The organism is Pontibacillus yanchengensis (assembly GCF_009856295.1).
GTDB lineage: Bacteria > Bacillota > Bacilli > Bacillales > BH030062 > Pontibacillus > Pontibacillus yanchengensis_A.
This window is the reverse complement of the sequence record NZ_WMEU01000001.1, coordinates 1-26,598: the sequence shown is the minus strand read 5'-3', so window position 1 is coordinate 26,598 and position 26,598 is coordinate 1. Positions and strand designations below refer to the sequence as shown.

Here is a 26,598-nt window from a genome sequence, read left to right as displayed (position 1 = left end):
TCGATCAACTGATATAGGCTTTTGTAAAAAAGCCTATTTCACAGTATATCATGGGCTATTTTTATACTTTAAGCTGTAATTATTGGCAATATATCTCCTAAGCTAATGAAAAAGCACATGTTGATCCTTTTGGTGAAGGTGATATTTGTAGTTTTGCCGGAATCTCTTGTTTTAGTTTAGGTACATGGGAAATAATACCAAGCATTCTGTTTCCTTTTTGTAAATCCTTCAGACAATTAATTGCCTGATCCAAAGACTCCTCATCTAATGTTCCAAATCCTTCGTCTATAAAGAGTGTGTCCAATTGCACGCCTCCTGCATGAGCTTGAACTACGTCAGCCATTCCTAGAGCAAGACTTAATGCAGCTTTAAACCCTTCGCCTCCAGATAACGTTTTAACAGACCTTCTTAAACCAGTATAATGGTCCAAAACTTCTAAATCGAGACCACTTTGCGCGCCTCCCTTAGCTCTTTCTTGACTACGCTCAAGTTGATATCGATGCTCTGTCATTTGATCCAAGCGAATATTTGCTTGGATAATAATTTCATCCAAGAATGCTGACAAGACATATCTCTCAAACGATAATTTATAAGCATTGTCCCCTCTTGCTAATTGAGCAAGTTCTCCAATATAATAATATTTCTCTTCAGACTCAACTCGTAATTGAATCAATTCTTCTAATTGACCATATATTCGTGCATGCTCTGTTTTCTTCAAATAAATCTGCTGATATTGTTCGGAGAGCTCCTCCAAGTTATTTTCCATTTCAGTTAATAACGATTCCATATCTTCCAGATTAGGCACTTCTTTATCATGTAATTGTTCATAAAGCTTTGTATAGGAATCCTGTGTAGATTGTTGCTTTTTTCTAAATTGATTGACTTCTTCTTTTTTATTCCGTAATTCTTCTTGGTCAAGTTTTGCGAGCTGATACGCTTCCACTGATTCGAATCCAACTTCATTACATTGAGCTACTAATTGTTCATCCGCTTTTTTCTCATTTTCTTTCGTTTCTTCAACATAAGTTTGTTGTTGATTAATCTCCACTTCTAGCTTTTGTATTTGTTCTTTTTTTCGCTGATACTGTTCACTCAACTGCTGCATGTGATGGATCCATTTTTCATACCGTTCCTCTTCTTGAGTTACAAAGGAAGCTAGTTTTTCAGGATCTTCAATATATTCCCCTGTTAATCCAGATTGAATATGCTCCATCTTTGTATTGATACTAACCCATTGATTATGTGTTTCTTGAAGTTTCGATTTTTCTTCTTCAATTTTTTCGTCCAGTGATTGCATTTTCTCTTGATATACTTGGACATGCTTAATATCCTCTTCGAGTTGAGAGAGCTGTTTTGCTGTTAATTGCTTTTGTTCTTTTGTTTCATTTCTTTCTTTTTCCCAGGTTTGCTTTTGTTCTTGTCTAGAGGCTTCTTGTAAAAAAGGCGTAGTGAGATGTGATTGTAATGCCTCTTGCTGTTGATCTACAATATGCCGTTGAGATTGCCCCTCGGATTTAGCGCGAACATAGTCATCTTGCTGTTTTTGTAATGTTTTTTCTACTTGCTCTAACGTTTGCTTTGCCTTCTCTACAGCATCGTCTGACACATAATGGTTGGAAGTAAATGCCTTATTGGGATGATCAGTAGATCCACATACTGGACATTCCTGCCCTTCCACTAACTCATTTGCCATTAAAACCGCTTGATGTTGTTTTTGCTCCTCTTCTAACCTTTTCACTTCCTGGATTGCAGCTTCTCGTTGCTTTTTAACACTTTCATACTGACGCTGCACTTGCTGATAGTGTTGGCGCATTTGTTGAAGCTTTTCTTCCTCATTCATGAGCTTGATTACTTGATTAATGATACTATCAAGTTCACGCTCTTTTGATTCAAGCTCATAATAACGTTTGTTTACATACTGATATTCATAATTAGATTTAGAAAGCTCATGTACTTTTTGCTGAAATTCTTTACGATCCATCTGGAGCTTGTTCACTTTTTCTTCCTGTTGTTGTTTGGACGTCAAAAGTGCTGTTGCTTGCTTCTTTAAATCTGTATATTCTCTTAACTGTTCTAGTTCTTGTTTATACTTTTCAATAGATTGCCTTAGCTCTTCTCGTTCCTCCGTTTTACCTTCTTCCTCTTTATATTGTTCTTCTACATTAGAGAATTCTTTTTGAAGCACTTCATAATCTTGTTGCTTCTGAAGGAGGCGCGTTTCTTGCTTTTTACTTTCTTCTTTTCTGCGTAATGCTTGCTCTTCATAAGATTTTACTAGATTCGCTTTCTCGGCCTGATGAATGATCCATTCTTGATTGGATATGGTTGGCTCTTGTTGTTTCATAGTTTCTAGCTCTTGCTTATATTGTTCATACTCATGGAACTGCTGCTTAAGTTGTTTTTGTGAATAGTATTCTTCTTGTTTTTTCTTTAATTGCTGGCGTTTATCCGATAGTGACTGCATAAGCTCTTTCAAGTAGTTATCATCAGTCTTCAGCTCATCCTCAAGTTTCTCAAGTGCTTTTGTACTTGAGGTAACGGATTCTTTTTCTTCAGTAGTCCAGTGTAACTTGTCAATTTCACTATTTTCTTTCTGAGCAAGATGTTCTACTGTTTCTTTAAGTTTTTTTGATTCTTCCTTGAGTCGATCTGTCATATGTTCATATACATATGTCTGGAAAATTTTTTGCAAGATTTCTTCCCGTTCTTTACTATTTTCTGAAATTAACCTTCGAAATTCACCTTGTGGTATCATAATCATTTTTCGAAATTGTTCATAATCCAATCGAAGCATACTTTCTATTGTTTCATTTACTTCTTTTATTTTAGAGGCTATTAATTCTTTTTCTGTCTCATGTATTACATAAAGTTCTGCCTTGGGAGGTTGTTCGGTAAATCCTTCGCCACGTTCTTTCTTCTTTAACTGTTTTGGACTTCTTCTAACCTCATATTTTTTATCCTTTAACTCAAATACGAAACAGACTTCAGTTGATTGACCTTCTTCTGCAAAATGACTTCTTAGAGTATCTTGATCGCGCTCGCTTCCACTAGCTCGCCCATAAAGAGCATATACCATCGCATCAAAGATACTCGTTTTTCCAGCACCTGTAGGTCCAGTAATCAAAAATATGGTTTCATAACCTAATTGATTAAAATCAATTGTTTGTTTGGTAGAATAAGGACCAAACGCTTCCATTGTTAGCGTTATCGCACGCATACTACTGATTCCTTTCTTCCTGAATTAATTCTTGTATGACTTGAAAAATGTGTGATGTTCTTTTATCATCTAAGTCTTCACCTTTTACTTCTTTATAAAAAGATTGAAAAAGTTCTAAATGAGACATTTGTTTCCGCTCTTGTACATTTTGCAATTGTTTCTCTTTACTATCTCCCATCAATCCGACCCTTTCAAGACTTAATACATTAGGAAAAACTTTACGAAGCTTCCCCATAGGATCAAGTAATTGACCTTTATCCAGTAATTTAATATGTAGGTAGTCTTGCATACCTTCTTCGTCAGTATCTAATAATTCCTGCAAATACCCTTCTTTAATTCTCATATCTCTTTTTGGTACCAAAGGGATTTGTTTAATTTCTTCTACTCCTTGGTTGGTGAGTTCAACAATTGTAACTGATTTTTTATGATTAGCTTCGGAAAATGAATATTTTAATATCGAACCAGAATAACGAATAACATCTCTTTTTACCCTTTGAGGCTGATGCAAGTGACCTAACGCCACGTAATCAAAATCATAAAATAAAGAAGCATCTATATAGGGGGTCCCCCCTATCATGGAAAGACGTTCTTCAGACTCAGATTCCATTCCTCCTGCTAAAAAAGCATGTCCTACAAATACATGCCTTTCATTATGGTTCATTTTATCTTGTACGCATTTCACAACAGTTTCCATAGCTTCTTGATGAGTTTGAATAGATTCATCCTCAAATTCAATCCTTGCATCAGCCGGTTCAATGTAAGGAATAAGATAAAAATGAATATCTCCATACTCATCCCGTAATGTCACGGGTTCTAATGCTCCTTCTAAATGAGCTTGTAAATAGAATTGTTGACGTTTAAACAACTGGCTACCAAAGTTCAGACGATCTGGACTATCATGATTTCCTGTATTGGCTAAAACTGGGATACCCAGATCGAAAATTAAAGTCGTAAGTGTATTATTTAATAATTCTACAGCTTCCTTTGGCGGAATAGCTCGATCATATAAATCTCCAGCTATCACAACGACATCAGGTTGTTCTTCTTGAACAATCTGAATTATCTGGTCAATGATATAGCTCTGATCTTCGGTCATATGTAATTGATGAACAAGCTTTCCTAAATGCCAATCAGCTGTATGTAAAATTTTCATCATGAACCTCCTCATATACTGATTACCTACATATTAATGTTGAAAAGAAAGGAACAGCATATTGCTGTTCCAACATTACTGAACATTACGTTTTAGGTAATACTTCTCTATGTTTTCGTTAGTGTTATGGCAAAGATAATGTCTCAAATTTATATATCAGGAATTCACTTCTACGTATATATTGCCTTCATGTTGAACTACATTTACTACGAATCATATCAGAAAAGAAGAATTGAGCCAAAGGAAATTACTGCATCCCATGAAACACTCATTAATGATATAAAGTTGCTGGATGTACTGCTAGAATGTTTTCCTTTACAAATGTACGCATTTGTTTGCGTAAAAAACAATACGCAAAAACATACTGGTCATTCCAGGAACTTATTTTAATCTTTCTTTTTGTAAACGTACCATTATGGGCTAAATACACTATTTCAACCATCTCATTGAGTTCCAATATGGAATGGTTCATGCTATCAGCTCCTTTACTTACATTATACACGAACAAATGTTTCTTTTCTATTGTCAAACGAACATTTGTTTGGTTATACTGAAAAAAAGGAGGAATAAACATGACCTTACGCGATAGAGGTAATATCAAATGGACTTCCCTTATGTTACCCGAGCATGTTCAAATCCTAAAAGATATGTGGAAAGAAGACGATTTACAAACAGCTCCTGAGTTAGATGAACAAGCATTACAACAATTAAATGAAACAATACAAAGCGCTTACGAAGAACAGCTTACAATCATATTGCATATTTTTTCAGATGGCTCATTTCATGAATATACAGGAAGGATAGAGCAACTACTACCTCATGATCAGCGAGTAAAATTCAGAACAAGTAAAGGTCAACTACACTTGTTTCCTATTCATTCCATTGTAAATGTTGCCTAATATACAAATCTGCTTTCTACTTTTTCTGTGCAATCGCCCATACAAAACCTGTGTGCTTACCATATACTATCATACCTTACATGAAAAGGAGGAATAGGTATGAGTTACGGTTGTGGTGGCGGTTATGGTTACGGTTATGGTAACTTTGTATTGATTGTGGTTCTATTTATCTTGTTGATTATCGTAGGAGCTGCATTTGTGTACTAAAAAAAAACACAATTTACCGCCATTAGGCGGTAGTTGTGTCTAGTTGTTATTGGTCCATATTCCATTCATATCAGAAGCTAAACAAGAACGGATGTAAATTCCTTAGCACAGTAAATGAGCCTGATGAATGTAATTTTTTACAGGAATTTTGCGCTAGCTATAATAGAACGAGATCAATCCTACATTAACCCAAAAATACACCTCTATTATTTTTATCTCAGTAAGGAAACAGGGCATAGATACTTAGTTGCCCTGTTTTTTTATTGAAATAACGCGACATTCATCCATTAATCTCCTGCATCTGATACCTCTCCCATAAATCGTCGAAAACTTTTAAAGCTGAAGAAAAAGGGATATTCCACTCTAAATATCTGCTTATTTCATCGTATGAGTGAGATTGTTTAGGAAAACTATGATCCTTAAACATCCAATCTGCTAACCGACTTTCTTCATCAGGATTCATTTTCCCTCTATATGTCATCATAAAATGATAAAATGATCGCATCGTACTCCCCCTAAAACGGTATTGTATTGTTAAGTTATAACATGGCCGTGCATTGTAAGCAACGTTAACACATATAAGAATAGGGAAACAAAGTATATTTTGAATAACATCACTAATAAATCGGATTTACAAATGTTATTTTTTATTTAAGTTGGTAAATCTATTACTTCGTTATTCAAGAAACGAGCATAATTTTGAAGGATTGAAGTCGAGATACTTTGGGGGGAGAGGGATTTTTCCGTTGTGTTAAAGGAGAGAAAAGATGGGCCGTGAAATAAATCGCTTTCTGTGGCTTCACACGACGTTAGTTCAGTCGAGAATTCTACCGGATGTAGCGAACTCAAATGCGTTAAAACATCGGCTCTGGAGCGACTTTCCCTGCCTTCGTAGCAAGAATCGAAAAATAGGAGCTACCTCCCCAATTTCCCGGCCCACCTATACGTTCATTTAGTTTAACGGAAACCAACCTCTTTTCCAAACGCCAAAATTATCTTGAATCCAATTCTTTAAGATAATGGGACTTAAATAGAGTAAGAAAAACGTACATATAAGAAACCTGCCAACACATTTATGTTGGCAGGTAACAATTCTTATTTAATTTTCACTATTTACTCAATAAATCGTTTCCTTTATACCTCTGAAGACAAGTCCTTATCTAAGTTTCTTTGTCTTCTTCGTTCAACTATCCCTGACAATATGATCGAAACTTCGTATAAAACAATTAACGGAATTGCCACTACAATTTGTAAAATGAAATCTGGCGGAGATATCATAGTTCCGATAATAACTAATACAAAGTAGGCATATTTCCTTGTTCTCCGGAGCATTTTAGGGTTAACAATCCCCAAGCTCGTTAAAAACATAACAACAAGAGGAATTTCAAAAAAGATAGCGAAAGGCAATGTAACCCGTATTAGAAACTTAAAATACTTCTCCACTGTGAACATAGTATTAAACATACCTTCTCCAAGGGAAAGTAAAAACTGAAAGATTAAAGGTTCAATAATAAAATATCCAAATGCTAGACCACCAACAAACAACAGGAAAATGGATGGTATATAGCTTAACGATACCTTCTGTTCCTTTGGTGTTAATGCTGGCTTAACGAAAAGCCAAATTTGTAAGGTTAACACGGGCAAAGTACCTGTAATGGCCACCATACTAGCTAGCATTATATAGATCCATAAGATATCAAATGGTCCTAATACTGTTAGCTCATATTGTACATTACTTTCAAAATATTGATAGATCTCTTCAACGAATACAAAACCTAGGATAAAGAACGCTACAAAAACCACAAATGTCCATAATAAGCGGGTTCGTAACTCACCTAAATGATCCGTTATGTTCATTTCCTGATCTGTTGTATTGGATTGTTCCGACAAGTGAGCCACCTCCTGCAATTGCAACGAATGATACGGCATCATCCTTTTTCGGAGATGCATTTAGTAGTTGTTTAATTCATAAAATGAAACAAATAAATAAGATGTAAGAGTGAACTCCTACACCTTTAAGAACGCAAAAATTTTATGCGTTTTTATCTTGCTCTTGCTTTACCTTTTTCGTATCATCATCTGAATCAGACATGATGTCAGTTGTTGCCTTTTTAAACTCTCTTAATGAGCTCCCAACAGCTTTCCCTATTTCTGGTAGCTTGGAGGGACCAAAGACTATTAACGCAATAACTAAAATAAGGATTAATCCAGGAAACCCTATTTGTGAGAACATCGTCATCACTCCATTATTCATTATGTTTTATCTATTTAGTTTAGGAATTTCGATTCTCTTCATTTGAAGACAATGCTTCGCTAGACTGATCAGTTTTATCAGATTCATCACTCGTTAATTCGCGAGTTGATCGCTTGAATTCTTTTAATGTTTGCCCAGTAGCTTTGCCTATTTCCGGAAGCTTCTTTGGTCCAAAAAGTATCAATGTTATCGCTAATATAAGTATTAATCCAGGTATTCCTATTAATGATGGCATTGTTTCACCTACCCTTCACCATTCTTGATGGCATGTCCTATTAAGATAAAAGGACATTGTCATGATTTCCATTTATTATATCGAATTTGATACATCTTTTGTTAGTGTACACAATATCGACACAAAAAAACTCTATTTTCTTATGTTACATTATTATTACAATAGTTACTTAAATATAAACTGCATGTTTTGATTGTAAGGGTTTTTACGATTTTTGTCTATGAGATTACAGAAATCAGACCAATAATAACTATTTACTTAGTTTGCCATTTCTTATATTGATCAGGATAGTTAAGATTTATAAAATGTTTTTCCATTTCATCCTTGTTTATATTATTAGAAAAGGACGAAAAATAATTCGTTGACGTTAAATTTAATAAATCAACCATTCTTAAATTGTTAGCTTCTAATAGTTGAACAATTAATGGATAAAGGTCTTTATGATAAAGGGCTGACATAGGTTGAATTCTCCCATCATAGACTGGAACAACTGCTTTATATAGGCCTCTGTTTTGAAACACTTCGTTGTATATCTTATGGTTAATAAATGGCATATCGCAAGCTGCTACTAAAAACCATTCTTCTTCAGATTGAGCCATCGCACTTTCTAAAGCTGCCAACGGACCTAGTCCTTTGTAATGGTCTTCCACCTTTAGGTAGGATAAGAAAGAAAAAAGATTGGGTTCATTAGTTGAGATTACGATAGAAGAAGTAAAACGCTCTATCTCTTCTACTACATGCGTAATCATTGGCTTACCATAAAGGGATAATAAAGCTTTATTTTGTCCCATACGTCTTGATTCTCCTCCGGCTAGCACAATAGCTCGAACCAACTCATTCACTCCTTAGTTACAATCGAAGAATATATTCTTATGCAAAATGGGAAAACACCGATCCCAAGGAAAGTGTTTATTCAATGAGCTATGATTTCCGATCGTATTGTCGAAAGTAATAATCATAAGGATTCTTCTCATCTTTTTTACCTTTTTCATTATGAGTTAGGACCCAATTCATTTCATCGAATTCAGGGAAGTATGTATCTCCTTCAAATTCTTTATCAATCCACGTGATATACATACGGTCTGCATCGTCGATAACTTGTTCAAAAAGGTGACTTCCACCAATGACAAGCCATTCTTTTTCAGGTTGTTCTTCATTCCACTTGTAGATTTCTTCTATCCCATGAATTACGGTACAACCTCCTTTTTCATAATCCTTATTTCTTGTTACAACCACATTCGTTCTTCCAGGTAAAGGACCCTTCATGGACTCGAATGTCTTCCTGCCCATAATAATTGTTTTACCCATAGAAACTTGTTTAAAGAATTTTAAATCTTCTGGTAAACGCCACGGTAAATCATTATCTTTACCAATGACACGGTTTCGATCCATAGCAACAAGAAACGATATCATAACATGTCAACTCCTTCCGAAAATTTATACAGCTACTGGCGCTTTAATAGCTGGATGAGGTTCATAGCCATTTATTTCTATGTCCTCCATTTGCACATCAAAAATTGACTCTATTTCAGGATTAATTTGTAAGGTTGGTAACATTTTTGGGGGTCTTGCTAATTGCGTTCTTACTTGATCTATATGATTGGAATAAATATGAGCATCTCCTAGTGTGTGAATAAATTCACCCACATCCAGACCACATTCACGAGCAATTAAATGTGTTAACAACGCATAGCTTGCAATGTTAAAAGGGACTCCCAGAAAGATATCTCCACTACGCTGATACAACTGGCAGCTTAATTTTCCATCTGCGACATAAAATTGAAATAAAATATGGCAAGGAGGTAGTGCTGCTTTTTCTGGCCCAATATCTTCTGGACTCCATGCGGAAACAATTAGACGACGAGAATCAGGATTATGTTTAATCATCTCGATTACATCTTTAATCTGGTCAATGGTTTCCCCTCTGGAAGTTTCCCATTCACGCCACTGCTTTCCATACACATTCCCTAAATCACCATATGTACGTGCAAACTCGTTATCATTCAGAATTTTTTCTTTGAATGAAGCCATTTGCTCCTCGTACTTAGCTTTAAATTCAGAATCTTGTTGACTTCTAATGCCAAAGTCTGTCATATCAGGACCTTCATAATCGTTACTATTCACCCAATTTCGAAACGGCCACTCATTCCATATATTGTTATTATGTTTTAATAAATACTGTATATTTGTATCTCCACTTAAGAACCAAAGCAGTTCACTCTTAATCAATCGAAACGGCACTTTTTTTGTCGTTAATAAAGGGAACCCTTGCTGTAAGTCAAAACGCATTTGATAACCAAACACAGAAATTGTTCCTGTTCCTGTACGGTCTCCCTTTTGAGTACCTTGGTCTAATACATATTGACATAGATCGAGGTATGCTTGCTCACCTTGTTTCATGTCTTTTCCTCCCTAGCTAACTATTCTTAATTTTTTATTATATCATACGCGTTCTTCTCAAATGAGGGCTTATGTAATTTTATGTAGAATAAAAAAGCATAAACGCCAAAAAACAAACATTATCTAAAATGACTTCAAAAATCTAGTTCTGACAATTCCTCGATAGCACAAATAGCTAAAGCGTATTTAGGCTTTCCCTATGTTTGGGAGGTGAATGCTCAAGCTGTTTTGATTGCAGTGGTTTTATTCAATATGTCTAAAAAAACGTCCATCTCCCTTGTACAATAAGTGATATTTGGAATGTATCTATTACCTTTTCGAAGCCAAGAGTAGGTGGCTGTGTTTTTTTGAGACCTAGCCCTTCTCATATAATGAATTATTTAGAGAATGGCCAATTTATTCATGCGGTTCTTATAATGGAGTAAAAATAAGTCGGATGAACAATCCTTATTGGAGTCCACTATACCTCGGGACAAAACGCACTCCATAGATGATAAAAACATAGCTTCTTTTCGGCTGTGTTTTTTATTTATATTGACTTAAGAAAATTTCTTCCACTCCTCATGAAAGTCGTTTAAAAACTTCTCTAATATAGCATGTCTTTCTTCAGCTAATGAAATAGCTGTAGGTGTATTCATGTATCCTTTTAGATGAAGTAGTTTATCATAAAAATGTTGAATGGAGGTGCCTGGTTGTGAACGTTCTTGTTCATCTTCTGTATATAAAAGTTGTTCTTTATTTCCTCCAAATGCAAATGTCCTAGCAATGCCGATTGCTCCAATAGCATCTAGACGATCAGCATCTTGCACAATTTTCCCTTCGTAAGTGTAGGGAATGATGTGTTTCCCTCTAAAGGACACATCCTTCATTGCAGCTAAGATTGCATTTTTATCCTCTGTTTCTAAGGGCAATTTATGTAAAAACGTGTGCAAATTCTCTTTGGCCTGATTCTCATTGTCCGTTAATTTACCATCTGTTACATCATGCAACCAGCCTGCCATTTCACAAATGAACGGATCAGCACCTTCTTCGTCAGCAATATAGGCAGCCATATTTGCGACTCTTTTCATATGCTCAAAATCATGGCCTGTTGGCTCTTCTTGAAATATTGAGGCTACGTACTGTTTGGTACATGACCGTATTTCTTCTTGATTCATGTTCTCAACCTCCTAATCGTCAAATAAACCCATCTGTCTTGGATTTAACCCTTCATAAGATAAGTCTAGCATGTTGATCAGTTGCTTAGCATTATCAGAGGCATCTCCACCTGAATTATTATTAAAGAGGACGGTAATATGTTTTGAATGATGCTGCAACTGTTCTATATTTTTTTGCCATTGTGCTAACTCTTCATTTGAATACCGATAAAGAAATCGATATTTTCGCCATTCTGCGTCCTCTCGACCATTCTTATTCCATCCGTGTATATTACGACCATGCATCCGTATCAATGTTTTCTCTGAGTGAGTAGCCTCTAAAACGGTCGGTACGGAAGATTCTCCAGCTTGAGGTTCATCACATATACTATGAATCCAATTATAATCTTTCATAAATTGAATTGTTTGTTCTATATAGGGAGTTTGGAACCATGAGCGGTTTCGAAATTCCAAAGCTAAGGGGATATCACCCATCAATTCACGAATAACCTTTAATCGTTGTACATGTTCTTTCCGCAAATCAAACCATGGTGGAAATTGAAATAACACACAATTTAATTTACTAGCATCAATCAAGGGTTGAATAGATTCTCTATAAGCTTTAAACATTTCTTTAACTTCTGTATTATCCAACTTTTCTCGTCTATGTCCTGTCATCTTCTGAAATGCCTTTACAACAAAAGTGAAATTATCTGGTGTATCTTTCACCCATTTTTCATAGTTTCTTTGTGGCTGAATGGCGTAAAATGCACTATCCACCTCTACTACAGGAAAATGGGAAGCATATACTGACAGTTTATGTTGGGGAGCAATGGTGTCTGGATAAAGAGATGCATGATCCCCCCATCCGGTTACGCCAATCAGAATACTCAAAACAAACGACTCCTTATATTGCTTCTTTTTATATAAAAAATCAGACCCATTACATGATCATCTAATTGTTGAAAACACATATGTATTCCCTATCACATGCGTTCAAGTTTAAAACATGTCATTGTATTTATCGTGATACATACTACTCAAATTTACTAGAACAATCCTAAAGCATTCCCTTTATCATCGACATCCATTTTAAGTGCTGCAGGAGATTTTGGTAAACCAGGCATCGTCATAACATTCCCTGTTAGAGCTACTAGAAACCCCGCTCCAATAGAGGGGCTGAATTCACGAATGTTAATTGTAAAGTTTTTTGGACGACCAATAAGTGAAGGGTCATCTGATAGAGAATACTGCGTTTTCGCCATACAAATAGGCAACTGCCCCCATCCCAAATCACCGTATTGTTCTATTTGTTTTTTTGCTTTAGAGCTATATTCGACTTTTTCAGCTCCATAAACCTTCGTAGCAATAGCATGTATCTTTTCTTCAATGGAATCTTCTTTTTTATACATTCTTTTAAAATTCTTTCCATCCATTTCAACCGTCTGTATTACTTTCTTTGCTAACTCGATCCCCCCTTGACCTCCAAAAGCGTGAACTTCAGTAAGAGCGAACGGAGCATCAACTTCCTCACACCACTTTTCCACAACTTGTAACTCTGCTTCCGTATCTTTTGGGAATCGATTTAGAGCAATCACAAATGGTATTCCAAAGCTTCTAATCGTTTCCATATGTTTCTGTAAGTTTTTCATACCATTTTGTACCGCTACAACATCTTCTTGTTCTAACGCTTGTTTGGATATGCCTCCATGCATCTTTAACGCTCGAATTGTAGCTACTATAACCACGGTATCTGGCTCAACCCCACCTGCTTGAGTTTTGATATCTAAGAATTTCTCTGCACCTAAGTCGGCCCCAAATCCAGCTTCTGTGACAACGTAGTCACCTAATTTTGCTGCGATATTTGTAGCCATTACACTATTACAGCCGTGGGCAATATTGGCAAAAGGCCCCCCATGAATAATAGCTGGCGTATTCTCTAATGTTTGGACAAGGTTTGGTTTTATCGCATCTTTTAATAAAAGTGTTAGAGCACCTTCCATTCCTAATTGTCGAACAGTAACTGGCTGCTGATCGTATGTATAGCCAAAAACAATTCTGCTCAATCTTTTTTTTAGGTCATGCAAACTATTAGCAAGACAAAGAATTGCCATAATTTCTGAAGCCACTGTTATAGAGAAACCATCTTCACGTGGGACACCTTTTGCAGGTCCTCCCAATCCGACTACTACTTCCCTCAAAGCACGGTCATTAATATCCAGTACACGCTTCCAACCAACCCTTCTTGGATCAATATTTAATACGTTCCCTTGGTGAATATGGTTGTCAATAAAGGCTGATAATGCATTGTTGGCTGTCGTGATGGCATGAATATCCCCAGTGAAATGAAGATTTATATCCTCCATAGGAATTACTTGTGAGTAACCTCCTCCAGCTGCTCCTCCTTTCAATCCCATCGTAGGACCAAGTGAAGGTTCTCTGAGAGCAACGATTGTTTGTTTATCTAACTGATTCAAAGCCTGACCTAGACCAACTGTTACGGTAGATTTTCCTTCACCAGCAGGCGTAGGGGTTATTGCTGTGACTAAAACAACCTTCCCATTTGGTCTTTCGAAGAGTTGGTCTAAAAGCGTATGTGATAACTTAGCTTTATAATGACCATATGGCTCCCAATCTTTTGTTGTTAACTTAAGTTGTTCGGCAATCTCATGAATAGGTTTAATCGAAGCATTTTGTGCTATTTCAATATCTGATTTCAATAAAATCCCTTCCTCTCATCGAGCTACTCTTATTGTATCGAATCTTAGCTGTATTTTTTAGTCATTGCATTTAAGAAATGTGCAAAAAGATTGTAAGAAGTTGTGAATATTTTTTATTCACCTTCTCTCACAGGCTATATAGACCCATTCTCAAAACAAACTTACGACCTGATGTTGACGATATTACTATTTTAAGATATATTATAGATAAGCAAAGAAGATGTTTGGATTCATGAAAGACATGGTAACTTCTATAGAAGTTCGGGATTTTATGTTCCTGCATTTCTTTAGGGGTTATCTTTTTTTATGACTCCTTTCTTTGTAATAACACGTTTCACGTGAAAGTTTTTAGGAGGATTTTTGAAAATGCAAAACGGTACAGTAAAATGGTTCAACGCTGAAAAAGGTTATGGCTTCATTCAAGTAGAAGGTGGAAACGATGTATTCGTACACTTCTCTGCAATTCAAGAAGAAGGTTTCAAGACACTTGAAGAAGGTCAAAGCGTAACTTTCGAAATTGTAGAAGGCGACCGCGGCCCACAAGCTGCGAACGTTGTTAAAAACTAAACCATTGTCTATATAAACTAAGCGGTAATCCTTAATGGATTACCGCTTTTTTCTGTTCTACTGCTATTAGATTAAAGATTGTAGTCCATCTTTTTATACCCTTGTTTGCAAAACAAACAAAAAACAAGTATAATTTTTTATCGTTGTGCAAAAGCATCGCAGTTCGCAACTTCCTGCGTTATCAAAACTATGGAGGTCGATAAAATGATAAATGAAGTACTTTGGATACTATTTGCGCTTGTAAACTTCACGATGGTTACAATTATTTACCGTATTTTCGGTAAACAAGGACTGTTTGTCTGGATTGGAATGTCTACAGTTGTAGCCAATATACAAGTTGCTAAAACGATTGAAATGTTTGGTTTAACTGCAACGTTAGGAAACATTATATACGGGACAGCTTTTTTAGCTACGGATATCCTTAATGAGAAATATGGAAAAAAGGATGCAAAGCAAGCTGTCTGGTTAGGGTTCTTCACCTTAATAAGCATGACAATAATGATGCAAATTGCTCTACAATTCACACCAGGTCCTGATGACTTTGCTCATGAAGCACTCACTACACTTTTCTCCTTTCTTCCTAGAGTTGCTATAGGTAGTTTACTGGCGTACCTTGTGAGTCAATATTTTGATGTGTGGATTTATGCAAAACTAAAAGCTGCTCTTCCTGATGATAAATGGCTATGGGTTCGTAACAACGGAAGTACCATGTTTAGTCAACTTTTAGATTCATTCGTTTTTTGCTCAATCGCTTTTTATGGGAAATTTCCTCCCACAGTGTGGTTCGAAATATTTATTACGACGTACTTTATTAAATTTATTGTTGCTGCTTTGGATACTCCATTTTTATATATTGCCAAAAAATTTCATCGGTAACGCATCATTATCACTGGAGTCGTAGAAAGGATGTAGGATATGCTCGAGGTATATGTAGACGGTGCTTCTCAAGGTGATCCAGGTCCTAGTGGTGCTGGAATTTATATAAAGCAATCTGGGAATCATTTAGACTACTCTATTTATCTTGGCAACATGTCTAACCACGAAGCTGAATTTATGGCAGTAATAAAAGCTCTTATTATTTGTAAGGATACATTTCCAGATGAAATCATAAGCATTCGATCTGATTCAAGATTAGTAGTTGATTCTATTGAAAAATCGTTTACAAAGCAAACAAAGTATCAACCCTTACTATCGGAAGTAGAGAAATTAGGAGAACTTTTCCCCTATTTCTTTGTAAAATGGATTCCTAATAAACAAAATAAGCGAGCAGATGAATTAGCTAGACAGGCAATCCACAAACAATAAAGAAAAGTGCAAACGTCCAGATAGCAACGTATATGCTGCGCCCTACACGTCGTAGTATGTTTCGATGTTGCTGCGTGAAGCAGCGATTTTAATCGAACTTCCCCTGAACCCGCAATAAGATAAAGGAAACACGGACACATGCAATGATTTTTATAAATTCCTGGTAGACTATATAAAAAGACCCCAGAACACTCATTCCCATGTTCTAGGGTCTTTTTGTTTAGATAATCCTCTTTTTTCTAGTAGTTTCCATGCTTCTCGCAACGTGGTTGGTTTATTTTGCGAGAGGTATTCCAAAACGGCGATATAAAAGCTCTCATCAAACTTAAATTGGAGTTGAATTGTTGCTCTAACTGCAAAGATTACTAGCCATTCTTCTGCGTTAGCATAATTTTTACCGAAATAAATAAAATGAACATCTCGATCTGATAATTTAAATCCTTTGGTCCATAAATCCTCTATAAAGTTCCCTAGTTTTTCAAAATGGGCCAAATTAAGAACATCCTTTAGTCGTATAAATATAGTGATTCGTACCTAATTATCTAATTTATGCATCTGGGATAACATGGACTGGGTTGCGATCATTACTAATCCAATCACTCCAGCTACCTACATATAACTTCACTTCAGGAAAATTTGCCTCCCTTAAGGACACAGCTAAAGGGGCTGCCGTTACTCCAGAACCACAATATACAATAAACGATTCCATTTCATTTAAAGGGGAAAATAAGTCTTGAAGTTCTCGCTTACCTTTCCAAAGTCCTTGGGTATTAAAAAACTTTTGTCCATTCATAATTGGCTGCAGAAGGAATATGTCCCGTTTTCTTATCTATTGGCTCTTTCCAACCTGCATATCGTTCAAAATTTCTGGCATCCACAATTGCGACATCAAGATTCTCTATACTTGAACGGACCTCCTCTTGAGTAGCTACCCAATCATGTTGGAGGTCTACCTCATAGGAAGAAGCTTCTTGTTTAGGCAACTTATTCGTTGTTGGGTATCCCATTGACTCCCATGCTCGAAAGCCACCATCTAATATATACACTTCCTTATGGCCTAACACTTTCATTAACCAAAAAAACCTGGATGCTATAGGGCTTTTTGGATTGTCATATGCGATTAGTGTGGTTTCTCTTGTAATTCCGTATTGCTCTAACTTATGTACAAATACTTCCTTATCAGGAAATGGATGCCTTCCACCGATACTATCTGCTTCCTTACTTAGATCATTTTCTAAATCAAAATAAATCGCACCTGGTAAGTGAGCTTCTTTAAATTGCTCACGTCCTTCTAAAGGTTCTTGTAAGTTGAAGCGACAGTCGACAAATTGAACTTCTTTTGTTTCTTGTAATTTTCTCACCTGCTCTACTGACAAAATACTTCCCATATTTCCCCTCCATTTCTTATAACAAAATTGAAACTTTTCTAAAGAATATTATACGTGTAAATTTAACAAATGTTCAATCCATTTATATATGAATCTCGAATCAATATAAAATCTAAGAGAATTACATTTTCATGTGTTGGTTTCTGCACTTTAGAGAGAACAAATAAAAAAATGCCAGGTCATTTACCTGGCAGATACAAGTTTTTCATAATGTTGTATATTTTGTTCTTTAGTAGATGAATTGCTACCTTTTATTAATTCTACAAGTTGCAATGCGCGCTTATCCTTTAATTTCGTTAACAGACCGACCATTATTACTGAATAAATACAAACAGTAAGTACTATAAATAAAACCATTCCAGCCCCTCATTTCTACATCATGGTTGATAATGATTTTCAATCTCTACTTGAAGTGTACCAAAATTTTATTGTATTTGCAATGAGAATGATAAATATTCTCAATTCATACTATGACTTATAGGCTTCCGTTAATGCTTTTTCTTCATGAGGAATACGAATTTTCATTAACAACACATGAAAGATTGGAAATAACACCGCTGTAAAATAAGCATTTAATAACAATGGGATCACAATAAATTCTACACCCACCACTAAATAGTTAGGATGTTTAAAATATCGATATGGTCCTTTCGCAATAAGATTTGCACCCGGTAGTACAATGATTTTTGTGTTCCAATATCTACCCAGTGATGTAAGACACCAAATGCGAAAACCTTGTGTTACTAAAAAGACTCCAAATAAAAAGCCCTTCCACATGGTAAGTTCAAATGATTCGTTATATGCTTCTAACGCAATGGATAAGAAGAAAAGAATATGAACAAGAACAATCCATTTATAATGATCTTCTCCTACTTCAATACCTCCTTGCTGTTTCATCCATTTCTCATTGCGTTTTGCTACCATAACTTCGATAATTCTTTGGATGATAATAAAGAAAAACAATATATAAAATAGATTCATTACGACCACTCCAAACTAATTAATTCAGAACTAAAACCAGGGCCTAACGCAGCTAATAAACTTTTCACATTAGAGACTTGACCTTCTTCCATCCATCTCTTTAATACATGCAACACAGTTGCTGATGACATGTTCCCATGTTCTTTTAACACATCATACGAATGTCTGAATTTAGATGCGTCACAATTCAGAACACCTTGATATGCTTCTAACACTTTCTTACCTCCTGGGTGCGCTACAAAGAAAGGAAAATCTTCTTTTGATAAAGACATTTGTTCTACGAACTGCTCAACGTGAGATTTCCAAAATGTTTCTACTAGCGTAGGGATACTCCGAGCAAAGATGACCTGTAATCCCTCTTCATTCATGTTCCACCCCATTACATCTAGAGCATCCTTTAGTAACTTTGAACTAGATTCAATCATTTTAGGAACTGGTTTCCTTATGGATTGAACGTATGGAGATTTTTCTCCCATTACCAAAGCTGCCGAAATGCCATCACCAAACAATGCAGCTCCTATAAAATTACTCTTTCGATGGTCATTTTTTTGGAATGTTAAGCTACATAATTCAACACATACCACAAGTGCATTTTTTTGGGGATATGTATGCACAAACTCCATTGCCCGAGCAAGGCCGGCACTTCCACCAGCACACCCAAGTCCCCATAGAGGCATTCGTTTCACATCATCACGAAAATCACGTTCATTTATCATACGAGCATCAATTGTAGGTGTTGAGATTCCAGTACTAGAAACATAAATAATCATATCAACAGCTTCATATGGAATTGTCTCATCAAACATTTCTTTGTTTTGTAAACAGTTGTCAGTAGCTTGAAGTGAGTGAATTAAAGCTTGTTCTTCATAAATATCGTTACGTTCTTTAAACGAATGATTCTTTGCGAACCATTCTAAGGGCATTACGAATTGTCGCTTCTCTACTGAAGCATTCTCAAATACAGGAAGTAATCTCGTTACATCTCTTTCGTTTCTAGGGAATATATGCTTCACAAAATCTTTTATATCTTTTTGACTAAGCTCATTTGTTGGTAAGCTATAACCTACTGAAGTAATATATGCCATAAAATCCTCCTTATTTTTTATATAGCTTTTGTAAAAAAAATAATTTTATGAGCAGTTACATTAGAAACTATGGTATGATTAGGTCAATATAGGCATAAGGCGGGGGTTCTTTGGCATCGAATCAATCAGTGAAAGAGATACTAAATGGTACAATAGAATCAGTGAAAACCGTCATACCTTTTGATGTTGAAATCGAGAAACCCTCCTTTCAAAAGAAGCCTCTCCTAGATACTGACTTAGGGGTACTCATTGGAGTTAATGGAGATATTCAGGGGCGGTTAGTAATCGAAGGATCAAAAGAAAGTGTAGGTTTGATTGGTGAACGAATGTTTGGAATGCCTCTTGAAGGTGAAATGCTCGAATCTTTCACAGGAGAACTCGCTAATATGATAGTTGGTCAATTAGCCACTATCGTATCTCAGAGAAATGTAGAAATCGACATCACTCCTCCGACATTAATGAATCAATTAAGTTTGTTACCAGAAAATAGAAGATCATTATGTGTTTCTGTTTCATTAGAAAACCAACAATCGTTACAAATGACACTCCTAATAGAAGACTAAAAAGCATAGAATCATGAGATTCTATGCTTTTTTGAATTCTTATAATGCAGTTGAAAAATCATGATATTGTTGTTATTGAATGATATCTCTTATTCCATGTGATTGCCCATTATCTCGAAAACTTGAGTTCCAGTTATTCTGGGTAAGAGAAATGTTTCCGTTGCCTTAGTTAAACTACAGGTGGCCAGGGAACAACTCGCGTCCTGCCGGCGAGCTGGCAAGGTACCTTCGTGGAGAATCGCCCTCAGGGGCACGTTTTTGCCTGAGGAGACGAATGATATCACTGGAAGTTCGACTAAGATTGTCACATCGTATGACAACGTCGAACTACCTACGTCGTGTAGTGCCGCAGGAAAGCGAGCTATTTCCCGGCCCATCTTTTCTCCCACTTAACACAACGGAAAGACCCCACTCACCCAAACTATCTTGACTTCAAGCCTTCAAAATTATGCCTCACTACTTGAATAAGCTATATGATGTTTATTAGGCTATTTATGAGCTATTAAACATAATAATCCATTTCTCAAAGTAAGTAGTTAATTTGTTTATCCTATAACAAAATGCTGATTATTTAAAAACCATAAATGGTCATACCGCCATCGACAAATAATGTTTGACCTGTCATGTAGTTACTTGCGTCAGAAGCAAGAAATACTGCTGACCCAGCTAATTCTTTTAGCTCTCCTACTCGTCTTAGAGGCGTTCGGCTCTTAATTTCATCTACATACTCTTCATTTTCTAATAACTTCTCCGTTAAAGCAGTAGGAAAATACCATGGACCAATAGCATTCACATGTATATTGTATTCTCCCCACTCTAGAGCTAGCGTTTTCGTCATTTGAATAAGGGCACTTTTTGTCATGCCATATACTACTCCGGTTCGCAGAGCCACATGACCAGCTACAGAAGAAATATTGATTATCTTTCCTTCTTGTTTCTCTTTCATTTGTCTCGCTGCATATTGACTAAGAAAAAAAGCACTTTTCATATTGGTCTGAATGATCTGGTCCCACTCTTCATCCGTTACTTCAAAAGCATTACTCCTAATGTTCATACCTGCGTTGTTTACCCAAACATCTATCGTTTCATCCCCAGGTAAAGTGGACTCTATCTGAGAAATAATAGATTTATAATCTTTCACGTCAGCTACAATAGGGTATCCTTTTTGACCGTATTGCTCAACTTCTTTTACAACTTTATGTACGTCATCTTCTGTTCTTGATATGACAATAACATCCGCTCCTGCCTCTGCATATGCCATGGTTATTGCATATCCAATCCCTTTTGTAGCACCTGTAATAGCAGCAAGTTTATTATGTAATGAAAATGATGGTAAATACATTTACATCTCCTCCTCGATATATCTGAATTTTCCCTTTATTATAACATCTCCAAACTATGTTTACATTCTAACTATATCTCTATAAACTACATAATGATGGAAAGAATAAGGGGGATCATTTGAATGAAAAAGATACTACTTACATTAGGTTTATCAACTATTTTAGTAACTACAGCTTGTGGTCAAACGCAAGAAGAGACTAAAAATGCTGAAACAGAAGAGAAAACAGAAGCAACTCAGCAAATAAGTAAAGAAACAATCCAATCCACTTTACTTGATAGTCAATTAGCATTGGCAAAAGATATTCGTGAGCATAATGCAAAAATCGAAGCCCTTCGTGTCGATATTTCTAAGCTTGATAAAGTAGAAACAGATGAAGAAAAGAAGCAATTAGAGCAAACAATAAAAGATAGTACAGAGGAAGCAAAGAAAGCTGCCTCTACCGCTCAAGAAGCTTTAAATTCTTTTGAGATTAAAGGTAAGCTTTCCGAAGATACAAAGAATAGCTTACAAGCATCTCTTGATGATCTTAACGCTTATTTTGAAGAAGTAAAATCAACGCTAGATAAACCACTTCAGACTGATTTCTCTAAAGCAGATGATTTATTCACTTCATTCGAAGATAAATTAGCTTCAATCTATGAGAATGCTGACCTATTAGCTCCTAACATGAAAAAAGAACTTCAATAAGTATAAGAAAATTCTCCTAACCTGTTGCCATTTAGGCAACAGGTTTTTTACGTCTCCACAACGGTTATCTCTCTCCGTATTCCCCAGACATTACAACCATTTGTCATAAAAATTTCACTATTTCACAAGATTTATATGGATTCAATCATTGATATAAAGCCATTTTTGGCTAAATTTGAAAAGTTTGTGAAATGTAACTCCTTGACATATTTAGACTAGAATTTTGGTGTATGATTAACATGTAAACAAAAAACAGGAAATTTCTAATGAAAGGAGTGTGGGTCAACATGACTAATACACCATTACAAAATGAGGAAACAAAGACCCAAACAACTGAAGAAGCACCCTATCTTAAAGGTACGTTTATTGCCGTTCTTATTGTCGGTGCATGTTTAGTAGCGACATGGCTTGGGGTCTGGGGGTTATTTTTAAATCGTTAATTTGTAGTAAGAAGGAGAGGATTATTTATGCACTTGCATAAGTACGAAAAAATATGGATGTTTATTGGCGGGGGATCATTACTAGCATTCTTAATTGTGTTAGGAGTAGGGGCTTTTTTACAGGGTACTCAACCTCCAAGTTGTCTTACAACAATAGACCCTACGAATGTAGAGGCTCATGAATCATTCAAGCAAGAAAATTTAGGATTACAAGAAATGGATGATAAATCCTATGTAGTTAATGTGGTGGCGTCAGCTTTTAATTATGATTTTGGAACAGATGAAGATGGCGCACCGGTTAAAAACATTCGAATTCCAGTTGGATCAAAAGTGTTATTCCAAGGGACCACCAAGGATGTTATTCATGGATTCGAATTAGCAGGCACTAATGCCAACATGATGTTAGAGCCAGGATATATCAATACAGTTGAAGTGACGTTAGATAATCCAGGAACATATACGCTTGTCTGTAATGAATATTGTGGCACTGGGCATCACTTTATGACAGCAAGTGTGGAGGTGTATGAAGAATAATGGATATTAAATCAGCATTACCAAAAAAAGATGCTTCTTTAACAATGGCTCATATGTGGGTTGCGTTTATCTCACTTTTAATTGGGGGATTAATGGGTCTACTACAAACATTCGTCCGAACAGGAAAAATCACTTTACCATTTGGCATTGATTACTATCAAATACTAACTGTACACGGTGTCATTCTTGCATTAGTCCTTACAACGTTTTTTATCATAGGCTTTCAATTTGCTCTAATGAGTAAAACTGTCGGAATGAGTGATGGTCAACGAAAATGGGGTTGGATCGCATTTTGGATTATGTTACTTGGTACCACAGCTACTGCTATCATGATTCTTCTAGGTAAAGCTAGTGTACTCTATACATTTTATGCTCCTTTAGCTGCACATCCAATCTTTTATTTTGGGTTAACTTTCGTTGTTGTAGGTTCATGGGTCGCTTGCTTTGTTAATTTCCATCAACTATTTAAATGGAAAAAGCAGAATCCCAGAGAAAAGTCACCACTTCTTGCGTTTATGGTTGTTATCAATATGGCAATATGGTTTATTGCTACACTTGGTGTGGCAGCTACCGTATTAATACAATTCATTCCATGGTCACTAGGTTTAGTAGATGAGATTAATATATTAGTAAGTCGCACCTTGTTTTGGTATTTTGGCCACCCTCTTGTTTATTTCTGGTTACTACCTGCATATATGGCCTGGTATGGTATCATACCTAAAATTATTGGTGGAAAAATCTTTAGTGACGGGCTAGCACGTCTAGCATTTATATTATTCTTATTATTTTCAATACCGGTAGGGTTTCACCACCAACTCCTAGAGCCTGGTATTGATCCGTTCTGGAAATACATTCAAGTTGTTCTAACATTTGCAGTTGCGATACCTTCGTTATTAACCGCATTTTCAATGTTTGCTGTATTTGAATCTGCTGGTCGTGCTAAAGGTGAAAGAAGCTTATTTGGATGGTTTAAAGCCTTGCCATGGAAAGATGTCCGTTTCTTAGCACCAATGATTGGTATGATTGCTTTCATCCCTGCAGGAGCAGGTGGCTTGGTAAATGCCTCAAACCAACTGAACCTTGTTGTTCATAACACCATTTGGGTAACTGGACACTTCCACCTTACACTGGCAACAACAGTAATACTTACATTCTTTGGTATTTCCTATTGGCTAATTCCTGTATTAACAGGTAGAAAACTAGATGCTAAAACAAATCGTCTAGGTATTATGCAGACAATTGTATGGTCTTTAGGGATGTTTATTATGTCTGGATCTATGCACATAGCTGGGTTACTTGGTGCACCACGTCGCTCATCATTCTCTGAGTATAACGGAAGTGAACAGGCAGTTGAGTGGATTGGTTACCAATATGCCCAAGCCATAGGAGGTTCCATCTTATTCATTGGTATTCTGCTTATGATGTACACCTTTTTCTATATGACATTCTCAGCACCAAAAGGGATAGAAGAATTTCCTATAGCGGAAGAAGAGCTTAATGCAGATACTACACCTACCATTTTTGAAAACTGGCGCCTTTGGATTGGAATCGCAGTGGTATTGATTGCATTTGCTTATACGATTCCATTTATTGATATTATCCAAAACTCTCCTCCAGGAGCACCTCCATTTCAATGGCCTATCGGAAATAGTTAATAAAATAATACAACAGAGAAGTCTTTTTTACGAGACTTCTCTTTTTTGAGTTTAAAAGAATGCATGAACAACCACCTGAATATAAAGTTGTACCACAAAATAAAATGTAATGGCATAGACGACGTTAAACTGAAATCCATTCTTAATAGTTCCAAGCTCATTGGTTGTACTAAGTACAATAACTGGCAAAATCAGTGGTGAGAGCATAATGGAAATCACACTCCCTGATGTAATACCAATTACAATCACTTCTGGCGGGTAAGGAAGCGGAACACCTTCTAAAATCCCAGATACTAATACAATGACGGTTAGTGGTCCTAGTCCAATAAAACCCAACAACACTACGATTAGAGGAAGAATCCAAAGGAAGTTTATGAATGGTACTGCATCTGCAACATAAAACATCCCATCTACAATATAGGAACCTACTCCAGACTTTTTACTGAATCGACAAGAAAACCTGCAGCAAGAAGTATAGAATACTGTTGTGCTTGCTTAGGAATGTCCTCTTGAACAAAACGCTTACCATAACTTCCTAATTTGTATGGTCGTTTTTTGACTATGAAGTATGCAAGAATCCAAAAGATTATGGTGATAGGTATTAATAATAATAGTTTCACATTCCATAATGCCTTTAAAAGAAAAATAGTCCCAAATAAAGAGATGAATAAAATAACAAATTCATACACATAACGTTTATCCTTAAATTGATTATTGGAACTGTTTCCAATCCGTTTAAGCTCCTCCTGTATCCCAGAGGTTATTGGGATACCATATTTCTGTTCCTGAAAATACGAAAACATAGTCGATAACACTATCCCTACTAATGATAACAATGCTCCCTGTACAATCGATAAAGGTAAGGAAGCACCTAGATGATCAACAGCAAAGAGAAAGCTAGGAATACTTACTACCCACATCGTTGTAAGAGCAAACCCTCTTAAGATAGCTGTACTTTTATAATTTTCCCATGCCTCACCCTTTTGATTATGTAGAAAGTCATTAACCATTTGATATATCATGGGAATAGCACCAAATAACAAGAAAAATGAAATTAACTGAGTGATTATCATCATCCCAAAATAAAATCTTCGACTAGTATTAAGTACACTTTGGGCAAAATGGATAACTGATTCAATATAAGACTCTTCTCGTAATACCCAACTTATCATTGGTACAATGATTAACAATGAGATAAGTCCACTCATCACTCTAAACCCTGATAAAACACCTTCAATAAGGGATGTGCCTGATATTAGATGAAGTAATACAGCAATAGTAGCTAAGAAAAGTGATATAGATGCTTTTTGTATTCGCAAAAAGAAAAAAGATAGGAGGAATGCACATACTCCAATAATAGATAAAACAATAGAGAAAACCTCACTCCTGGTAAAGTACAAAATAAAGTGACTAACTGCATATATACATATAAGCATTGAAAATACACGATTCAAATCTTTATCCACCAATACTCCCTCCTCTCTTTACTACCTTTCACTAAAATAACAACGTGTCTTATAGTTTACACCAGAACGTAAAAAAGCCACAATCCTAACACTTAAGGACTGTGGCTAGATATTATTCGTTTGGGAAAAACAAAAATAGAGCGATAGCAATTAAAAAAACGATAAACACAATCATATACATCTAAAGAAAACTTGCCGAGTGGCAAGCCTTTGGAGCAGACAGAGGCCTTACGCTGTTTATGGCATTCTAATAATGTAAGGATTGGCATTTAATTTATGCCGGCCCCCGCGGGGGCCGGCATAAATTAAAAAAGTCACTTGCCAACCCCTCATAATAACTTTAAACTCCTCGTTGGACCAA

At 36.0% G+C, this 26,598-nt stretch carries 31 protein-coding genes; 10 read left to right on the top strand and 21 right to left on the bottom strand.

Going from position 1 to position 26,598, the window contains the following annotated elements:
- Positions 1–97: 97 nt before the first annotated feature.
- The 3 genes from GLW08_RS00150 to GLW08_RS00140 all read right to left on the bottom strand — a co-directional run bounded on the left by GLW08_RS00150 (position 98) and on the right by GLW08_RS00140 (position 4,842).
- Positions 98–3,217 carry an SbcC/MukB-like Walker B domain-containing protein gene (locus tag GLW08_RS00150; RefSeq protein ID WP_160846572.1) on the bottom strand — a complete coding sequence of 1,040 codons (3,120 nt, stop codon included), beginning with the start codon at positions 3,215–3,217 and terminating at the stop codon, positions 98–100.
- Between the two features lies 1 nt (position 3,218).
- Positions 3,219–4,373, bottom strand: a complete 1,155-nt coding sequence (locus GLW08_RS00145) for an exonuclease SbcCD subunit D (protein ID WP_337193872.1) — start codon at positions 4,371–4,373, stop codon at positions 3,219–3,221.
- A 268-nt stretch (positions 4,374–4,641) separates the two neighbouring features.
- Positions 4,642–4,842, bottom strand: a complete 201-nt coding sequence (locus tag GLW08_RS00140; protein ID WP_160846571.1) for a hypothetical protein — start codon at positions 4,840–4,842, stop codon at positions 4,642–4,644.
- A 100-nt stretch (positions 4,843–4,942) separates the two neighbouring features.
- Here GLW08_RS00140 and GLW08_RS00135 point away from each other — a divergent pair, with 100 nt between their 5' ends.
- Positions 4,943–5,269, top strand: a complete 327-nt coding sequence (locus GLW08_RS00135) for a YolD-like family protein (RefSeq protein ID WP_160846570.1) — start codon at positions 4,943–4,945, stop codon at positions 5,267–5,269.
- A gap of 99 nt (positions 5,270–5,368) precedes the next feature.
- Positions 5,369–5,476 carry a YjcZ family sporulation protein gene (locus tag GLW08_RS00130; RefSeq protein WP_160846569.1) on the top strand — a complete coding sequence of 36 codons (108 nt, stop codon included), beginning with the start codon at positions 5,369–5,371 and terminating at the stop codon, positions 5,474–5,476.
- Positions 5,477–5,756: 280 nt separating this feature from the next.
- Here GLW08_RS00130 and GLW08_RS00125 read toward each other — a convergent pair whose 3' ends face one another.
- The 10 genes from GLW08_RS00125 to GLW08_RS00080 all read right to left on the bottom strand — a co-directional run bounded on the left by GLW08_RS00125 (position 5,757) and on the right by GLW08_RS00080 (position 14,221).
- Positions 5,757–5,981: a YozE family protein gene (locus GLW08_RS00125; protein ID WP_160846568.1), complete on the bottom strand. Its 225-nt coding sequence runs from the start codon at positions 5,979–5,981 to the stop codon at positions 5,757–5,759.
- A gap of 629 nt (positions 5,982–6,610) precedes the next feature.
- Positions 6,611–7,366: a twin-arginine translocase subunit TatC gene (tatC, locus tag GLW08_RS00120; protein ID WP_423808606.1), complete on the bottom strand. Its 756-nt coding sequence runs from the start codon at positions 7,364–7,366 to the stop codon at positions 6,611–6,613.
- A gap of 142 nt (positions 7,367–7,508) precedes the next feature.
- Positions 7,509–7,709 carry a twin-arginine translocase TatA/TatE family subunit gene (locus GLW08_RS00115; protein WP_160846567.1) on the bottom strand — a complete coding sequence of 67 codons (201 nt, stop codon included), beginning with the start codon at positions 7,707–7,709 and terminating at the stop codon, positions 7,509–7,511.
- Between the two features lie 40 nt (positions 7,710–7,749).
- The gene (tatA, locus tag GLW08_RS00110) at positions 7,750–7,965 is read right to left on the bottom strand and encodes a twin-arginine translocase TatA/TatE family subunit (protein ID WP_160846566.1); all 216 of its coding nucleotides are present in this window, start codon (positions 7,963–7,965) and stop codon (positions 7,750–7,752) included.
- 254 nt (positions 7,966–8,219) lie between these two features.
- Positions 8,220–8,798 (bottom strand): molybdenum cofactor guanylyltransferase, encoded by a 579-nt coding sequence (mobA, locus tag GLW08_RS00105; protein ID WP_160846565.1) that lies wholly within the window; start codon positions 8,796–8,798, stop codon positions 8,220–8,222.
- An 88-nt stretch (positions 8,799–8,886) separates the two neighbouring features.
- Positions 8,887–9,378 carry a dihydrofolate reductase gene (locus tag GLW08_RS00100; protein WP_160846564.1) on the bottom strand — a complete coding sequence of 164 codons (492 nt, stop codon included), beginning with the start codon at positions 9,376–9,378 and terminating at the stop codon, positions 8,887–8,889.
- A 24-nt stretch (positions 9,379–9,402) separates the two neighbouring features.
- Positions 9,403–10,365, bottom strand: coding sequence for a thymidylate synthase (locus GLW08_RS00095; protein WP_160846563.1), 963 nt, complete (start codon positions 10,363–10,365; stop codon positions 9,403–9,405).
- Positions 10,366–10,904: 539 nt separating this feature from the next.
- Positions 10,905–11,522: an HD domain-containing protein gene (locus tag GLW08_RS00090; RefSeq protein ID WP_160846562.1), complete on the bottom strand. Its 618-nt coding sequence runs from the start codon at positions 11,520–11,522 to the stop codon at positions 10,905–10,907.
- 12 nt (positions 11,523–11,534) lie between these two features.
- Positions 11,535–12,395 (bottom strand): DUF72 domain-containing protein, encoded by an 861-nt coding sequence (locus tag GLW08_RS00085; protein WP_160846561.1) that lies wholly within the window; start codon positions 12,393–12,395, stop codon positions 11,535–11,537.
- A gap of 155 nt (positions 12,396–12,550) precedes the next feature.
- A complete protein-coding gene (locus GLW08_RS00080; RefSeq protein WP_160846560.1) occupies positions 12,551–14,221 on the bottom strand; it encodes a formate--tetrahydrofolate ligase in 1,671 nt (556 codons plus the stop codon).
- A 366-nt stretch (positions 14,222–14,587) separates the two neighbouring features.
- Between GLW08_RS00080 and GLW08_RS00075 the strand changes: the two genes are divergently transcribed.
- From GLW08_RS00075 to GLW08_RS00065, 3 genes are all read left to right on the top strand, one after another.
- Positions 14,588–14,788 (top strand): cold-shock protein, encoded by a 201-nt coding sequence (locus GLW08_RS00075; RefSeq protein ID WP_036823848.1) that lies wholly within the window; start codon positions 14,588–14,590, stop codon positions 14,786–14,788.
- Between the two features lie 204 nt (positions 14,789–14,992).
- The gene (locus GLW08_RS00070; RefSeq protein ID WP_160846559.1) at positions 14,993–15,664 is read left to right on the top strand and encodes a queuosine precursor transporter; all 672 of its coding nucleotides are present in this window, start codon (positions 14,993–14,995) and stop codon (positions 15,662–15,664) included.
- Positions 15,665–15,703: 39 nt separating this feature from the next.
- Positions 15,704–16,093, top strand: a complete 390-nt coding sequence (locus GLW08_RS00065; RefSeq protein WP_160846558.1) for a ribonuclease HI family protein — start codon at positions 15,704–15,706, stop codon at positions 16,091–16,093.
- Between the two features lie 192 nt (positions 16,094–16,285).
- Here GLW08_RS00065 and GLW08_RS00060 read toward each other — a convergent pair whose 3' ends face one another.
- The 5 genes from GLW08_RS00060 to GLW08_RS00040 all read right to left on the bottom strand — a co-directional run bounded on the left by GLW08_RS00060 (position 16,286) and on the right by GLW08_RS00040 (position 19,547).
- A complete protein-coding gene (locus GLW08_RS00060; protein WP_160846557.1) occupies positions 16,286–16,585 on the bottom strand; it encodes a DUF6123 family protein in 300 nt (99 codons plus the stop codon).
- Positions 16,586–16,640: 55 nt separating this feature from the next.
- A complete protein-coding gene (locus GLW08_RS00055) occupies positions 16,641–16,886 on the bottom strand; it encodes a sulfurtransferase (RefSeq protein WP_160846556.1) in 246 nt (81 codons plus the stop codon).
- Positions 16,864–17,481, bottom strand: a complete 618-nt coding sequence (locus GLW08_RS00050) for a sulfurtransferase (RefSeq protein ID WP_160846555.1) — start codon at positions 17,479–17,481, stop codon at positions 16,864–16,866. The genes GLW08_RS00055 and GLW08_RS00050 overlap by 23 nt, the downstream gene beginning before the upstream one ends.
- A gap of 468 nt (positions 17,482–17,949) precedes the next feature.
- Complete coding sequence (locus GLW08_RS00045; protein WP_160846554.1) at positions 17,950–18,462, bottom strand: isoprenylcysteine carboxyl methyltransferase family protein; 513 nt, start codon at positions 18,460–18,462, stop codon at positions 17,950–17,952.
- Entirely contained in the window at positions 18,462–19,547 is a 1,086-nt protein-coding gene (locus GLW08_RS00040) for a type III polyketide synthase (protein WP_160846553.1), read from the bottom strand. Before GLW08_RS00040 ends, GLW08_RS00045 begins: the two co-directional genes overlap by 1 nt.
- 110 nt (positions 19,548–19,657) lie before the next feature.
- On the opposite strand from GLW08_RS00040, the gene GLW08_RS00035 reads away from it, so the two are divergent.
- Positions 19,658–20,110: a chemotaxis protein CheX gene (locus tag GLW08_RS00035; protein WP_160846552.1), complete on the top strand. Its 453-nt coding sequence runs from the start codon at positions 19,658–19,660 to the stop codon at positions 20,108–20,110.
- A 571-nt stretch (positions 20,111–20,681) separates the two neighbouring features.
- Here GLW08_RS00035 and GLW08_RS00030 read toward each other — a convergent pair.
- Entirely contained in the window at positions 20,682–21,452 is a 771-nt protein-coding gene (locus GLW08_RS00030) for an SDR family NAD(P)-dependent oxidoreductase (RefSeq protein WP_160846551.1), read from the bottom strand.
- A gap of 123 nt (positions 21,453–21,575) precedes the next feature.
- Between GLW08_RS00030 and GLW08_RS00025 the strand changes: the two genes are divergently transcribed.
- The 4 genes from GLW08_RS00025 (at position 21,576) to GLW08_RS00010 (ending at position 24,771) form a co-directional block, all read left to right on the top strand.
- Entirely contained in the window at positions 21,576–22,142 is a 567-nt protein-coding gene (locus GLW08_RS00025) for a hypothetical protein (RefSeq protein ID WP_160846550.1), read from the top strand.
- A gap of 287 nt (positions 22,143–22,429) precedes the next feature.
- Positions 22,430–22,582: a cytochrome c oxidase subunit 2A gene (locus GLW08_RS00020; protein WP_160846549.1), complete on the top strand. Its 153-nt coding sequence runs from the start codon at positions 22,430–22,432 to the stop codon at positions 22,580–22,582.
- Between the two features lie 27 nt (positions 22,583–22,609).
- The gene (locus GLW08_RS00015; RefSeq protein ID WP_160846548.1) at positions 22,610–23,116 is read left to right on the top strand and encodes a cytochrome B5; all 507 of its coding nucleotides are present in this window, start codon (positions 22,610–22,612) and stop codon (positions 23,114–23,116) included.
- The gene (locus GLW08_RS00010) at positions 23,116–24,771 is read left to right on the top strand and encodes a b(o/a)3-type cytochrome-c oxidase subunit 1 (RefSeq protein WP_160846547.1); all 1,656 of its coding nucleotides are present in this window, start codon (positions 23,116–23,118) and stop codon (positions 24,769–24,771) included. The genes GLW08_RS00015 and GLW08_RS00010 overlap by 1 nt, the downstream gene beginning before the upstream one ends.
- A gap of 51 nt (positions 24,772–24,822) precedes the next feature.
- Here GLW08_RS00010 and GLW08_RS21715 read toward each other — a convergent pair whose 3' ends face one another.
- Both GLW08_RS21715 and GLW08_RS00005 read right to left on the bottom strand, forming a co-directional pair.
- Entirely contained in the window at positions 24,823–25,176 is a 354-nt protein-coding gene (locus GLW08_RS21715) for a hypothetical protein (RefSeq protein WP_237458243.1), read from the bottom strand.
- 20 nt (positions 25,177–25,196) lie between these two features.
- Positions 25,197–26,237, bottom strand: a complete 1,041-nt coding sequence (locus GLW08_RS00005; RefSeq protein ID WP_237458242.1) for a hypothetical protein — start codon at positions 26,235–26,237, stop codon at positions 25,197–25,199.
- Positions 26,238–26,598: the final 361 nt, after the last annotated feature.